Origin of the sequence: Streptomyces sp. NBC_01788 (genome assembly GCF_035917575.1) — a bacterium.
Lineage (GTDB): Bacteria > Actinomycetota > Actinomycetes > Streptomycetales > Streptomycetaceae > Streptomyces.
The window spans coordinates 8,182,131-8,196,547 of the sequence record NZ_CP109090.1; the positions used below are offsets into that span (position 1 = coordinate 8,182,131).

General features: G+C 67.3%; 12 protein-coding genes. 7 read left to right on the forward strand and 5 right to left on the reverse strand.

The features are described from left to right. Positions 1–14: 14 nt before the first annotated feature. Positions 15–299, reverse strand: a complete 285-nt coding sequence (locus OIE49_RS36600) for a hypothetical protein (protein ID WP_326806063.1) — start codon at positions 297–299, stop codon at positions 15–17. 1,029 nt (positions 300–1,328) lie between these two features. On the opposite strand from OIE49_RS36600, the gene OIE49_RS36605 reads away from it, so the two are divergent. The 3 genes from OIE49_RS36605 (at position 1,329) to OIE49_RS36615 (ending at position 5,312) form a co-directional block, all read left to right on the forward strand. Further along, a complete protein-coding gene (locus OIE49_RS36605; protein WP_326806064.1) occupies positions 1,329–2,327 on the forward strand; it encodes a hypothetical protein in 999 nt (332 codons plus the stop codon). Position 2,328: 1 nt separating this feature from the next. Beyond that, complete coding sequence (locus OIE49_RS36610) at positions 2,329–2,991, forward strand: hypothetical protein (RefSeq protein ID WP_326806065.1); 663 nt, start codon at positions 2,329–2,331, stop codon at positions 2,989–2,991. 623 nt (positions 2,992–3,614) lie between these two features. Continuing rightward, entirely contained in the window at positions 3,615–5,312 is a 1,698-nt protein-coding gene (locus OIE49_RS36615; protein ID WP_326806066.1) for a zinc-ribbon domain-containing protein, read from the forward strand. 711 nt (positions 5,313–6,023) lie between these two features. Here OIE49_RS36615 and OIE49_RS36620 read toward each other — a convergent pair. Beyond that, complete coding sequence (locus tag OIE49_RS36620) at positions 6,024–8,105, reverse strand: outer membrane protein assembly factor BamB family protein (RefSeq protein ID WP_326806067.1); 2,082 nt, start codon at positions 8,103–8,105, stop codon at positions 6,024–6,026. A 369-nt stretch (positions 8,106–8,474) separates the two neighbouring features. Between OIE49_RS36620 and OIE49_RS36625 the strand changes: the two genes are divergently transcribed. The 4 genes from OIE49_RS36625 to OIE49_RS36640 all read left to right on the forward strand — a co-directional run bounded on the left by OIE49_RS36625 (position 8,475) and on the right by OIE49_RS36640 (position 11,962). Continuing rightward, the gene (locus OIE49_RS36625; RefSeq protein WP_326806068.1) at positions 8,475–8,735 is read left to right on the forward strand and encodes a hypothetical protein; all 261 of its coding nucleotides are present in this window, start codon (positions 8,475–8,477) and stop codon (positions 8,733–8,735) included. Between the two features lie 19 nt (positions 8,736–8,754). Continuing rightward, complete coding sequence (locus tag OIE49_RS36630) at positions 8,755–9,264, forward strand: hypothetical protein (RefSeq protein ID WP_326806069.1); 510 nt, start codon at positions 8,755–8,757, stop codon at positions 9,262–9,264. A 1,428-nt stretch (positions 9,265–10,692) separates the two neighbouring features. Beyond that, on the forward strand, positions 10,693–11,436 hold the full coding sequence (locus tag OIE49_RS36635) for a GIY-YIG nuclease family protein (protein WP_326806070.1): 744 nt from the start codon (positions 10,693–10,695) through the stop codon (positions 11,434–11,436). Position 11,437: 1 nt separating this feature from the next. Then, on the forward strand, positions 11,438–11,962 hold the full coding sequence (locus tag OIE49_RS36640) for a DinB/UmuC family translesion DNA polymerase (RefSeq protein WP_326806071.1): 525 nt from the start codon (positions 11,438–11,440) through the stop codon (positions 11,960–11,962). A 92-nt stretch (positions 11,963–12,054) separates the two neighbouring features. Here OIE49_RS36640 and OIE49_RS36645 read toward each other — a convergent pair whose 3' ends face one another. The 3 genes from OIE49_RS36645 to OIE49_RS36655 all read right to left on the reverse strand — a co-directional run bounded on the left by OIE49_RS36645 (position 12,055) and on the right by OIE49_RS36655 (position 14,141). Further along, positions 12,055–13,149 (reverse strand): hypothetical protein, encoded by a 1,095-nt coding sequence (locus OIE49_RS36645; protein WP_326806072.1) that lies wholly within the window; start codon positions 13,147–13,149, stop codon positions 12,055–12,057. Positions 13,150–13,364: 215 nt separating this feature from the next. Continuing rightward, on the reverse strand, positions 13,365–13,628 hold the full coding sequence (locus tag OIE49_RS36650; RefSeq protein WP_326806073.1) for a hypothetical protein: 264 nt from the start codon (positions 13,626–13,628) through the stop codon (positions 13,365–13,367). A 177-nt stretch (positions 13,629–13,805) separates the two neighbouring features. Continuing rightward, positions 13,806–14,141 (reverse strand): AbiV family abortive infection protein, encoded by a 336-nt coding sequence (locus OIE49_RS36655; RefSeq protein ID WP_326806074.1) that lies wholly within the window; start codon positions 14,139–14,141, stop codon positions 13,806–13,808. Positions 14,142–14,417 lie beyond the last annotated feature (276 nt).

Below are 14,417 nucleotides of genomic sequence, written 5' to 3' on the forward strand. Positions count from 1 at the left end.
CCGACGTTCGGCCGTCAGCCGGCGGCAATAGCGGCCGCAGCCTGCACCACGGTGCGGCGCAGGCGCCTGCCTCCTCCACGGACGGCAGTCAGCGTGCTGGCCGCCACCAGGCCGGCGCCTCCCAGAACGGCCAGGACGGACGAAAGCTCCAGACCGTACATGGACAGGACACAAGCCAGCACGACGATCACGACGATCACCACGGCATCGGCGAACGGAGACCGGTGCCCGCACGGCGTACCGTGCACCGCGCACTGCGCTGGAAAGAGAGTTCGAGCCATGGTCTTCTCCTGAGTCATGAACCCCCGCACACAGCGGGGGATGTTGCGGGCTCCAATGCCGAACATCCGAACGGCGTTTGCCGACGCCGTCCGGGCTCTGCATCCTGCCACTCGCCCCACCGGCCAGGGGATACCCTCAGAATCAATGATGCGTCAGCGTCCAAGACTTTCATGCAGATCTGTCCACGCGCCGTTACCAGTGCGCACCCGGGCCGAACAGGATGTTCACCGCCGACGGCAGAACCTCCTGCCCCTCGCACGGGATTTAGATGGCGCGCCATCCCAATCGTGTTCAGTGCCCGTTCAGAGACGGCAGGCACTATTCGACAGGCACCATGGCTTCGGCCGCTCCTGAAAGTTGCGGGCTCCACCCGGCGGTTCAGGAATCCCAGCGCGATCACGTTGCCGCGTGAGACCGCTCCAGGCCGGCACTCTCCCTGAGAGCGCCGGCCTCGCCGTATACCCAGAAGAGCGGGCTCCGCTCGCAGCCGTCGGGCTCCGCCGCACACCACCCGCCGTAAAACCGCGCCACTATCGGGCTGGTGTAGGCGTCACTGCTCCCACGCCGGAAGAGGTTGTGAACAGACCTCCACACGTTATCGCGAACGCTGGTGATGTGGCGGCCCAGTTCAGCGGGTGAGGTCATGAGCCGACGTGAAGGCCGAAGCCGTAGCCGAAGTAGGTCACCGCGCTGTGGCGGGGCGGGCCGTCCGCCGCCGTTGGCTGGAGGTCTGCACGGTTGGGCGGGCGAGGACGGTGCCGTCGTCGTGGGCGAGGGGCAGTTGTCGGCCGGTCATCCCGAGGGCAAGGCGTTGGGGCGAGATGCTGTTTGCGTAGGAGGCCGTATCGCGCGTGCGCTCCCCTGCGAAGGACGGGCCGCGCACCGACGCGTTCAGTTATGGCTGCTTCGGACGGGTGGACGGCGTGATCATCTGCTGCTTCTTGCCCTGGATGCCGCCTCCTTAGGGCGGTTGCACAACGAAGGATGAGCTGAGCCATCAGGAAAGGAGCGGCTGGGGATGATCTGTCCTCGTATCATGTGCTGTCATGGGAGCGCACCTTGAAGCGGATACTCACCGCGCCTTCCACAACGCCTCACTGGATTCCCTGCGGCCCGCCGGCGCTGTCGTTATCGGTGACCTGGACGACCCTCACGTCGAGGCGGTGCTGCAGCGGCTTCCGCGGCAGGCAACAGCCGTTCTGGACGCGGCCACGCTGCCTGCTGCTCTGAGTCGCCTGAGCCCACTGGACAGCGTCGTGTTCGACCGGTCCGGACAGCCCGTCCGTTTGTCTCGGCACGTGCCCGCCCGCGGCTGGATCAGACGGCTGGCACCTGCGGGCTGGGACGCTGGAGTGGAGCTGGGCGGCCAGGCCGCAGCGCGTATGGCTGCCCGGATGACAACTCTTGCCGCAGTGCTGCGCGATGCAGGACTCACATGGCTGTGCACGGTGGATGCGTTGTTCACTGCCGAGAACAAGATCGTCCAGTACCGGACAGCCGCAGCGTTGGGAGTGGCCGCGCCGGCCACTCTTGTATGCGGCGACCCGGCTGTCCTGGCGGCGGAGCTGGGGGAGCCGTTCATCATCAAGCCGCTCGGCCCTGGCAACTTCGCCGGCAGGGACCGCAGCCAGCACATCGTGCACGCCCAGGAAGCCACCGGCGTCGCCCTGACAGGCGTCGACCTCCTGGACGCGCCGTTCCTGGCGCAGCGCAAACTGCACGCCCGCACACACTTGAGGGTCGTCACCGTCAACGACCGTGCCTGGACCGCCGAATTGGACGCGACAGGACTGCCCCTGGACTGGCGGCAGGCCGACGAAGCCCATCACGCCTTCACTGCGTCCACGCGCTGGCCGGCGGTGGAACACGACGCCGTCCGGCTCGCCAAGCATCTCAACACCGGCTTCAGCTGCCAGGACTGGATCGTGGACCAGGCCGGCCCGTGGTTCGTGGACCTCAATCCGGGCGGCCAGTGGCTCTTCCTTCCGGAGTCCATCACCGAGCAGGTGGCCGACAGCCTCGCCCATTGGCTGCAGGGCATCTGACATGGCAGCAGTAACCGGCCGCTTCGCTGAAGCCCGCCTCTACCTCATCTACTGCATGGCGCTGCTGCACCCCGGCCGAGCCCTGCCCACTTTCGCCGAATTCCCCGATCGCACCTGCGACCTGGACCAGCACAGCGACGATGAACTGGCACTTCTCATCGAAGAGGGACGCAGGCAGCTCGACCGGCAGATAACCGACCTGGACCGCATCCGCAACAGAGCAGGTGCGCTCGCCACTGTCTCGCTCGCCCTCGGCGCTGCCCTCGCCACGAAGGCCTCCGACGTCGGACAGCGGCACTGGATCCTTCTCGCCCTGTATGTCTGCTCCTGCACGCTGGCGGTCCTGGCCGTCGCAGGAGCCGCCTCCATCCTTTCCGCCCGAGCGGTCTTCGGCCGCACCGATACCTACCTGGCGACGCAGGGCGCCCGGCCCCTACGCAAGTCGCTTGCGGAAACGTATGCGGAGCTGTCCGGTGTTGGGGAGGAAACAGTGAGAACCTTCCTCACGGTCTTCCGTGACGCAGTGACACTGACGGTAGCTTCCGCCCTGGTCTCCCTGCCCGTTCTGGCAGGCCTCGCACACGACACGAACAACACGCCTGCCCCGAAGGAGCAAGCATGCCGAACCTCTACGACGTGCTCAGCGCCGACGTCTGCGAAGTGAGCCCTCCAGACATACCAGCAAGCTCTCCCACGCAGCCCCCGAAGCCCAAACCGGGAACTCATCTGACTGCTGCGGTAGAGACAATCGACAACGATTACGCCGGCATGCTGCTGGGAGCGGTCAGCATGTGAGCCTAGACGGACGCACCCTGCTGCGTTGGGGAGAGACCGCGTCGGTGAGGGCGCGAGTTGGGCCCCACCCTGTTCTGCGGCAGACTCAACAGTACCTGCAGGCAGCCCCGTTGGCGCTCACGACCGATCTCGACGCGTGGCGCCAGGAGCGACCGGCGCAGCTCGCCCTCGACGGCCCTTTCCCCTGGCACCGCCGGTGAGACGAGGTGAGAGGTTCTCGTACCGGGAGTATCGGCACTTCGACGCGCTGTGGTCTGCCGCCGCCGCTGCTGCGGCACCCCCAAGGTCTCTGGCCTTGGCCACACCGCCCAGCTTGGCGAAGGAGCAATTACGTCCCTTCGTGTCGTCCGCACACGCACCTGCGAGAATCCGCACGTGAGTTCCCTACCGTCGCGTAAGCCGACCCAACTGTGTTCTGAGCCGGACTGCGGGCAGCCTGCCGCGTTCTCTGCACGTACGAAGAGCACCTGGTGTGACGCTCACATCACCCAGATGCTGCGTGCGGGCGGCCTGGAGCCGCTGGAGCCCTTCACGAAACCGAAGGCGTGGCGCCTTACCCGGTGCCTGGCATGCGGCTGCGAGGCGCACTATCGCTTCGAGTACACCCTGGAAAAGAACGCCTACGGAGAAGCGACGTGCCGGGCCTGCTACTGGCGGCAGTGGGCGCGGGAGGCTCGCCAGGCCATGGGCGCGTACGCCGACCTGAGCCCGGTTCCGCAGGCCGAGGCGCGGGAGCACGCCGAGAAGAACGGATACGACTACCTCAGCGCACTGACTGCGCCGTCCTTCTCCGACGACCCGCACCATGTCCGGTGCCGTTACTGCGGCCGGTTGAGCGCCGCGAAACTAGGGGACATCGGATTCGGCTGCCAGTGCCAGGTCAACCCCCGGCGTGAGCGGCAGACGACCAAGCCCGCCGGGTCCAAACAGCGCGACCTCCTCAAGGACAGCGAACTGCCTGTCCTCGACTGGTGGGACCATGAGCAGAACGACGCCGCCGCCTGGGAGACCGTCACTGTCAAGGCCCGGCGGGAGGCGGCCTGGCGTTGCCCGGACTGCGGACTGCGGTTCAGGAAACGGATCCTCGACATGGTCAACATGCGCGAGTGCCCGCAGTGCCAACCGAAGCGACGCGCTGAGCAGGAGGCGGAGCACGCGCGTTATCAGGCGACGCCGGTCTCGGACCTGCCCGAGTTGCTCGCCGCCTGGGACGACGAGTTGGATCCCCGGACCGTGATGGTCGCGGACTACCGGCACCGTCGGCTACGTTGCCCACGAGGGCACCGCCGTCGTCAGTCTCCGCTCACGTATCTGCGTAGCGGTTGCCCGTCCTGCCGCGGCCAGGACACACGCGCGACGCGTCTTGAAGCGATCGAGGCCGCTCCTGAGGCCTTCGGACTCAACGCCGAGATCGCCGCACAGTGGCACCCGACGAAGAACGGCGAGACTCGGCTGTCGACGGTGTCGCCCGGCTCACGCAAGCTCGTGTGGTGGCGGGATGAAGACTGCGGCCACGAGTGGCAGGAGACACCGGCCCGTCGGGAACAGGGCCAGCGCCTGCGCTGCCCGCAGTGCCGCACGATCCTCGACTCGCTCGCCTACCACTTCCCCGATCTGGCGGCGGAGTGGTCGCCGGCCAATCCGCTGTCCGTGTGGCAGGTGCGCCCGACCGGCCAGACCTTGTTCACACCTGCCTGGATATGCTCCGCGAACCCAGATCACGCATGGCAGGCGACCCTGTCCTCACGGGCTAACGGCAGCGGCTGCCCAGAGTGCCGGGAGCATGGCAAGTCCCGCGTAGAGCTTGACCACTGGGCGGCCGCGGAACGTGTCTTCGGCCGGGCATCGTCCGGCCAGTCAGTGCGGCACGAGGCGTTCACCCGGCGCGCGAGCTGGCTCGTCGACATCACGGTCGAGACGGCAAGGAAGCAGAAGCTCGCCATCGAGTACGACGGCTCCTACTGGCACGCGGACAAGATTGACCTCGACGTCGAGAAGTCCCGCGACCTGCTGGCTGCCGGATATCTGGTGGCCAGGCTGCGCGAGCATCCATTGCCGCCGCTGTCGATCGACGATCCGAACTACGCGGAGTTCGTCGTGTACTCGGCGATGCCGAAGCCGGACGAGACAATCGGCTGGGTGAGGGACTGGGCAAGCAGGCGGGACGAGGGGTCGGCGGCCCAGCGCTGAGCCCTGTTGTGGTGAGGCGGCCGCCGCCTCTCACCTGCCGGTGGGAATAGGCCGCGGTGGAAGGCACGACAGACTGTCCCGGACCCGAGCTGAAACGGCCCGATGAGTCCCGACCGGGAGCCAGGGTCGGGCTTTCGACACCTGGCTCCTCACGGGCCGCGCTGTGCTCGCCGACCGGTAGCCCCTACGCGTGCAGGGAGAATGCGCCGAGTCGTACGCACGGAGGGGCGAGTCGAGCGACGAATGACGCCCCCTTACGTGCGGACGACCGCATCCCCTACCGTGCCGAAACCGCCCGCCAGGAACGACCCCCACGTATGTGGGGAAGACGCGGGTTCACGTCCTGGGTCGTGGGAGCGGGGCTGCACGTGGTCAGCATCCCAGACCTGAGAGAAGCCCCCGTGTGTGGGGGGAGCATCCCAAGACGATCGTTGTCGACCGGGGAAAGGTCGACAGACCCCCACGTGTGTGGGGAAGACACGTTCCACCAGAAGGTGGAGGAGGCCGCCGCGGACTGACCCCCACGCGTGTGGGGAAGACTTCAGCCAGTGGAGGATCGAGACGTCCCTCGCGGACTGACCCCCACGCGTGTGGGGAAGACCTGGTCTCGCATCCGCTCGACGCGCCGCTCCAGGACTGACCCCCACGCGTGTGGGGAAGACCCTTGGCGACCTGCGTGTCTGAAGATCAGCGGACCATATTTGACTCACTTTACCTGAGCTGGCGGTGCTGGTTGGGGCAGCTCTGTGGCAGCGGTTGCTGCTGATGGGGTTGCGGAGCATCGAGGCGGATCGCGTGAAGGCTGCCGTTCTTGGTGACGCTGTACAGCACGCCGTCCCGCAGCTGCGGGATGCCCTGTGCGGCAGGATCCCAGAACAGGCCCGCATCGATGCCCGGGAGGCGGCGATGAGTCTGCAGATCCCAGCCTTGAAGCCCGCCTGCGCGGCTCACCGCCCAGGCGGTGTGGCCCGCAACGTACGCGGGCGCCTCGAAGGAGGCCGCCGGCCGTGCGGGCGCGTCCCAGGCAACCGCTCCCGTCGCATCGTCCAGTGCGAAGAGACGGCCCGGGGCCCAGGACGTGATGAGTACTTGCTCGCCCGCCACCACCGGGCGGGCGCGAAGAGCCTTGGCCACCCTGACTGTCCAGCGGTTCTCGCCGGTCAGCGCATTCCACGAGGAGACGTGGCCGTCCTGGTGGGCCAGGTGAAGCGTCTTGGGCGACGCAGTGGGCCTGTCCACGACCGGCGCGGGCAGCTGCTCCCGCCGCAGCAACGCCCCGTTGCGCACGTCGTACGTGCGCAACCATGGCGTTTCTTCTCCCGGTTCGGCAGAGATCACATGGACCCTGTCGGCTCCGGCGAGCCATCGCTGTGCAGAGGCAAGACGGATCGGCTCAGTCCAGCGTGGGCGGCGCTTGTCGATGTCGAGAGCCTGCAGTGCCCACGGCCCGGATGCGCCGCTGCCGGCCCAGGTGACGAACACGGCGTCACCGACGACCCGTGGCGTTTCGAGGAAGCTTGACGCGGCCGGCTCCGGAGGCCAGCTCCACAGGCACCGACCCGAAGCCGTGTCGTACACGTGCAAGACGCCGTGCAGATCAGGCACGTAGAGAGTCCCGCGATCGCACGCCGCCTGCCCCGCCGCGCACCGCTCGATACGGGGGCCGCTCTCCAGACCGGAGCGGATGTCGCGAGGGCGGAGCGTGTTCCCTATCGCCGAAGCGAACACGGTAGTGCCGTCTACCGGAGGCTGATTGGCGTAACCCACCGGCTTCGGCTGCCACAGTCGCTCGCCAGAAGCGGCATCGAAGGCATGCAGGACGTGACCGTCCACGACCAGCAGTGTGCCGTCATGAACGCGCGGTTGGCAGGCACCGGGCCGCAGAAGGCCTTCGCGCGACCACAAGAGACGGGGAAGCTTCGAGGCCGCAGCCCGCCCTCGACGAGGACGCGGTATCGCCGACGCCGCGCTCGGCGTCTCGTCACGGACGAACGGCGCGTCGCGCAGGGCCTGAAGCAAGGATTCCCGGGTCACCGTCGCACCAGCGGGAGCGTAGTCATTCGCGCACTCCCTCAGCCGGGAGAAGAAAGCATCGCCGTCGGCTGTCCCCTGCCGGGCGGCCAGCGGCTGCAGCCGCTCCACCGCCGCAGTCCGGTCGACGGGACGGACCCCCTCCAGACGAAGCTCAAGAACCGACAGATGTGCCAGAAGCCGCCACGCCAGATCATCGGGGGCAACTCCCGAATCAGGAGCACCGCTGCCCACGGCGGCCGCGATCAGGACCTTAAGGTCTGAGAGCACGCGGTGAGCTGACTTGTTCAGCCGCCCCGGCTCGGACACACGGCTTCGGAACACACCGGCGCTGCCGGCAGCGACCGCAGCTGTCGTCAGAGCCTGCAGTGATGCAGCCCGGGGGAAGGGCGCGGCCACCGCCAGGGCCAGATGCCAGCGGCCTGCGCGCAGATACGCCCACTGCTGCTGCAGAGTGGTTAGGAAAGACTGCATCAGCTCGACCGATGAGGAGTCGCTGAGAGCGAGCCGGGGACGGCGGCGCACGGCGATCGACAGGTGGTGCACAGCGCCATTGCCCGCTCGGCCAGTCACGAGGTAGTCGTCCACTGCAGTCACAGCGCGGGCCTGAAAGCGAACCTCGACCGGCGTGACATGGTCTCCCAGACCGGGCACAGGCGTTGCGGTGATGAGATGCGACAGCAGGACGGCGCCGAAGTGATGCTCGAGCACGGTTCCGCCCCCGCCGGTTGCGTAGGGGCTTACGCCTGCTGATGCGTTCATTCCGCACGTGTCCTTCCCGGGTCGTGCCGCGCACTGCGCCGTGCCGCCCGAGGCGGGCGCGATCGCACGTACGGAAGTCTACGAACCGTCCCACCAGTTGATGCCTGAAAGGACCACGGCGCGCAGCGCTGTTGGTGCTGATCGGCAGGGGTGTGTTAATGAGGGCCGCTAACGCCGTAGCGGCCATCAGCTGCCGCGCGTCCGTAACCTGCCTGGAGCCTGCCGGTATGGCCCACGGGCCACTATGCACGCCTGCAACCCTTGCTGGACGCTGTCCGTGTATGCGTCCATGCCCCCACCCCGATGCAGCGCGCGCCCTGATGCCGCCGTTAACCTGCTGGCTGGAGCAGACCCGGGGGAGTGCAGCGAGTGGTGCAGCCTGACGAATTTGAAGTCTGGTACACGACGGAGGACTTCCCCGACACCTTCAACCGGACCGGCCGAATGGTCTTCACTGCCGACGCCCTCGCGCATGCCCTGTTCGTCACGGGCAGAGCACCGCAGGACCAGGCCGTTTACGGCTGGACATCCGTCTACGAGTGGCTTCACCGCGTTGCGCTCATCCCGGCATACATCCGTCGGGCACCCACAGGCCGCCTCACCCGGTCCGACCTCGCACGCGAACGTTGATGACGAACTGAAGGAGACGATGCGGGCCCAGAAGCGGACGATTCGATCGATCGGAGGAATGCCCCCGGCCCTGGTGTACGCGTGCGCTGCCCATTTTCCCCAGTACAAGGGAGTGCCGGATCATCTCAAACTGCACGCTGTGGATCCGGAGGAGGCAGAGCTTGAAGCCATCGACCTCCCAGCGGACCGCGACCGTTTCATCCTGGCCTACTACGAGCCCTTCCTGGCAGCGCTCGAGGCGGGGCAGGAGGAACCGGCCCGCGACGGATACGAGCTTGCCTCTTTCGGCCCGTTCCGGATCAGCGTCGGGGTCCTGGCCCCCGTTGCCCAGCGCGTCAGACGGGCACAGCGAGGCCGCATCGAGCATCTCTACCAAGACGTCGTAGAGCTCCTCGGCACGCACCTGGCCGCCGCCAGGCCCGCCCACCAGTTCACGGACGGAACTGTCGTCACGAGCAAGTGGCAGCAAGCACTAGACCAAGATGATTGGAGCACCGAGACGGGCGAGAACTACCCTCAGGGGTGGTGAAACCTGCCCGCCGTCGGCGGGCCGTTGCGCTGCCCGATGGCCAAGGCGGCCACCGCAGCGGCCGGCTCACTACGGCGGTCGTCATCGTGGGAGCGCCCTGACGCGGTCAGCCGTGCGGGCCGTCGTGATGCCGCGCCCAGTCGAGCCGGTAGACGAGCCACGCGGAGACCGATCAGACGCCGTGGCTGCCAGGCAGGTCATTGGCGTTCAGCTCAGCAACGTAGCCGTCGGGGCCCTGGAAGCCCTGGCGTCCTCGTGTGGGTGGCGTCGTCCCAGGTCGCCCCGGCCCGTGCCCTGCCTCCCACGTGATCCGCCGTCGGGGTTCGCTCCGGCCTGCGTCACCCATTACCGACCTGCCCGACCGGCAATTCGTCACCATCCGCCAACCTCAACTCTGCCGGTCATCGCCGACCTGGAGCGGACCTTCGGCAGTATCAACACCCTGGACAGACCCCCATGCACGTGGGGAAGAGTGTCGGTGCGGTGTCGTCTGGGCCGGACAGACCCCCATGTGAGTGGGGAGGATTCCCTTGGGCGGTCAGGCGCGCCCAGCCCCGGAACGATGAACTCCCACGAGTGTGGGGATGCTCGGCAGCGGCGATGAAGTGAGGCAGACCCCCACGCGTGTGGGGAAAACAGCATGGGCCGGCTCTCGTCCAAAGCGATCCGCGACGGACCCCCACGTACGTGGGGAAGACTGGGCTGGCGACGTCGAAGTCGTCACCATCGGGGACAGACCCCCACGTGCGTAAGGAAGACGCGTCCACCGCGCGGAATCCCGGAAGCGTCGGCCGAGAGACCCCTACACGCGTAGGGAAGACTCTTGTCCACCTGCGGTTTCGGAGACAAGTCGGCCGTCTTTTACTTACTTTACATGAGCTGGCCGTGCTGATCAGAGCCGCTGTCGGCGAGCGCTGCCGTCGCCGTTCGACCTGCACCTCCCGATTGATAGGGCGAGTTGGGATCGTCGGTAGCGCGCCAGCTGGATATGCCTGTGGGGTTTCATCCGTTGGGCGCGGGGTCTGTGGGGACTGCAGTCGACTGCAGAGGCTGAACGGAAGGTGCCGGCTGGAGGCGGGCGGATACGAGTCGTGCGGCCACGGTCAAGGGGTGTGCTGCGGGGACGGCAGCGGTAGCGAAGGGGATCCCAGCAAGGAGGGGCCTGGCGGAGCCTGAACTCAGGATGGCGGGACGCCCAGACCTCTGGCGGCCATGAAGCAGAGCCCGAGCTCCTCCTTGTGCACCCGCAGCTGCCGGGCCTGTGGCAACGACCTACCACAGGGGTGCGTCCAGGGTCGCGGCCTGCAGGTCGTTTGTCAGACCTCGCTGCCATACTCGCGGTCCGCACGCTGGACGTGCGGTGCCTTCAAAGGAAGGGTCTGCCGGGCCACCTTCGGAGGCAGTGGCTGGTCTGGAAGGACTCGTGTCATGCGCGGTGCACGTTTCAGCGTCGACTTCAGCTTCAATGATCACTGGCTGCGCGAGGTCTCGCTGACCGTGACCGTGGCACACAGGCGCGGCCGCGCCACGCAAGCCGAGCCTGAACCCCACACGGAGATAGACGTGCTGGCGGTCATGGACATGCTGGATCTGATTGACCGGGGAGCGGTGAGTGCTGCCGAGGTGCGCGGCGTACTGGAGGAGGCCGTAGGGGAGCTGAGGGAGGAGTTCGAGCGTGGGGAGGAACTCTCCGACCAGGACACGGGCGGACTCCGGCAGCGTGATGCCACCGCCGGCCAGGAGCACTGCGACGACCGCTTGGTCTATGCCGTGTCCTCGCAGGCGGATCCCAAGGCAGTCAAGATCGGCGTGTCCAAGGACGTTCTTGCACGGCGTAAGACACTGCAGTCCGGCTCCGGTTCACTGTTGGTCGTGCGGTGGACATCCTCCGGTGGTGGCTGGTTGGAGGAACGCCTGCACGAACGCTTTGCCGCACGAGCCCTGGGCGGCGAGTGGTTCGATTTTCGGGACGTCGCGGACCCGGTACAGATGATTGAGCGGGCCGCGCGGAAACTGCTGCGGCAGTCCGGAGCGGCCGGCCCCGGACTGGTGGGCCGCCAACCCTCCTTTCCACGACACGATGGCGCCGGGACAAGTGCCGCGAGGCGCCCTGGCCTTGCGGCACAGCGCGTTCGCACCGGAACCGACCGCGTGCGATCGGACAGCTTCTGACTTGCTCCGAGGCATCCCCGAGGACAAGGGGCAGTCTGGTGCCGGCGCTGCCGGCCGCACAGCCACCGACCGCGCCCGCGGCATCGACCCCCGCACCGTCACCCCACGCAGCATGCCGCGCTCCGTCAGCATCCGCCACCGGTTCCCCCGCGGCGTCCTCGACGGCGCCGCCGCACGCGCCGCCCTCCTCGGGCTGGTCGTCCAGCTCGGTACCGAACTACGCCACCCGAAGCAGGCCGCCCGCCCCCTCACGCTGACGTTCGCCGGCGGAACCTCGTGGGAGAAGAGCCGCCGCATGCCCGAACCGTCCGCCCACGAGGACGACCTGCGCCAGCTCACCTACCGGCTCATGGACGCCGCAGGCCTCCAACGAGGGCGACTGACCAGTCTCGCGCTACGCGGTGAGAGGACCTCGTCGACGGCGACCAGGTCGCCGAACAGCTCAGCCTCGACGCCGCCCGGCGTGCACGGCTCGCCGCCGAAGAGACGACCGACCGGATTCGAGATCGGTTCGGGACCGGCGTGATCGGTCCGGCCGCCACATACCGACCGGCCTCGTGATCCGGAACGGCGATTGCCAGGCCCGGCTGACCATGCGTCCCCAGCTGCACGCTCACGTCACGGGCGCATCGCCTGGATCGCCTCCTGGATGCGGCTCAACTCCTTCTCCGCGTGGGCCCGAACACTGTTCCAGGCGACCGGGAAGTCGCGCACGGGGAAGGGCAGACCGAGTACCTGGTGTGCCGTGAGCAGTCCGGGTGACGGCTTCGGATGTACCGCCGAGTTCCGAATGACCCGAATCTGATCGAGTCGCTCGACAGCTTCCCGAACCGCGATCTGGTCGATCGACGGCAACTGCTCGACGAGATGTCTTTCGAGGCGGCCAAGGCCCGAAGGAGGCTTCCCGCCCGGCACATCAAAGTCCCGAAGGATGTCCGTGAGCACCACCAGGCCGGCTTGGAACCCGGCCTCATCCTCCACGTCCAGGGCGAGCAAACTGGACCGGTCCATGGGCGGGCGGACCACAAGCCGGCGGCCCAGGACGAGTTCGAAGGTCACGTCGAGGAAGTTGATCGCTCGCAGGAGCGCGCGCCTCTCGCTGTACGGGAGCGTCGCTGATGGCCCAGGCGGCGCCAGCTCGGCGCCGACCGCGACCAAGTAGTCCTCGACCGTGGAGAACGAGGCCTTGTTGAGCAAGCCCCGCTCGCCCTTCTTGCTGCCCTCGTTGTAGTGGACGCCGGGCCACTCGCGCCTGGCCACTTCCTCAAGGTGCTTCAGGTAGGGCTCCGCCCCGATCTCCTTCGCATAATCAGGCAGATGGAGATCGACAGGCGGCATGGTGAACGGAGACTGCAGGATCGCCCGCTGAGCACCGCTGCATTTCGCCATGAACGCCAGAAGGTAGCGACCGAGCTTGTCCGCCATCGACTCGTCGTCAACGTGATAGAGCCCCGCCATCGTCAGGAAGACCGGACCCTCTCGGTCCGGGCGGATGTCAGTACCCCACCAGCCGACCGCTCGATAGCGATGAGTGAGAACGGTGCCAACAGCGGGAAAGCTGTTGAGGGTCGCCGTGGCGTCGTACCCCTCGCGCCCCATCACGTAGTCCACGTAGAAGAACGAGGGGAAACGCGCGTGTTCGGAAAAGATCGACCACACGGTGTCGATCAGGAATTGCTGAGCCTCGTCCAGCGGATCGGTCAAGCTGCTCACGACGTACTGCCCCCTCTGTAGACGAACAGGGCAGGATACGGCGCCTCCTCACAGCCGGCACCCCTCTTTCCTGAGCCCCGCCCCAGGTACCGCCGTCTCGCCGCCTGGCGACGCGGCAAACAAGAATCTGCTCCCCGTTCCGCTCGGCGCACGCTGGTCGGAGAACACAGTCTCGAAGGTGCAGGAGCGCCTACTCGCCGCCTGAAGACGCCCGCCTAGTCGTCGTTCGGCAAGTACCACCCGTGCTCGCGATGCCTGGGTTGTGGTGGGTTCGGGTTCTCGCGGGCATAGGCCTCGTTTGCACGGCGAGTCATCTCTTCGTCGTAGCGGTGCAGTTCGGCGTAGAGCTTGTCCGCCTCGATGACATCCCCGCTGGATACGTAACGCTGTCGCAGCGCCTCGCGCTCGTCTTCGAGTTCCGCGTCGGATAGCGGGCGGAGGCTACCGAGGCCACGCGCGATGGAGTCGAAGATGCCCATGCGTTGACGTTGTCACACTGGGGGCTACCGCTGCGCCGTTGTCCGCCAGTACCGCCTCGAAGGTGCGCGAAAACGCCCGGCTCGCGGCCGCCGAGATCACCGCGCCGAAGGCCCCATCCACAACTCTTGACTATTGCTCCGCTGCCGGACGGAGTGGACCTTGCGCGTGTTGGGGAGCTACTCGCCGCTGTCTTCGACTGACCGGTCGGGCCCGTCAGAGGCTGCTGCCCAGTCTTCAGGGTGGGAGATGGGCAATAGCCGAAACTGCTGGGCGTGCGTACTGTCATACGGCGTAGCAGCCGTTTTCATGCGGGTGTGGTCGCTGATGAGCAGCATCTCGATCACGCGAGCGGCCGTTTGCAGGTCGTCCGCTGTAGTGCCGGTCTCAATGGCCGTGGGGGACAGGACGGTGCCATCCGTGCCGTAATCCACATAGAAACCCTGCTGCTTGGCGAGGTTGGCCTCACCGGCGGCGTGCTCGGCCTCCTCCTGGCGTTTCCGGCGCGCTTCCACGCTTGGCGAGGGCCGTGCGGACGGCGGTATCGTCACGGAAGCCGTAGGCGATCGCGGCCAGCGGAGCGTCGTGATCGGCCAGTCTGGCCAGGTCGTCCCACGTCCACGAGGTGGTTGCGCTGCCGTCGGGCGGATCACTCCAATGCTTGCAGGAGAGACGAGGACGGCGAGGACCGGGTCGGAGGCGCCGCGGACAGACCCCACGCGTGTGGGGAAGACGGTCTACGGCTCGCCGCGGCCGGCGTCGTGCCGGATAGACCCCACGCGTGTGGGGAA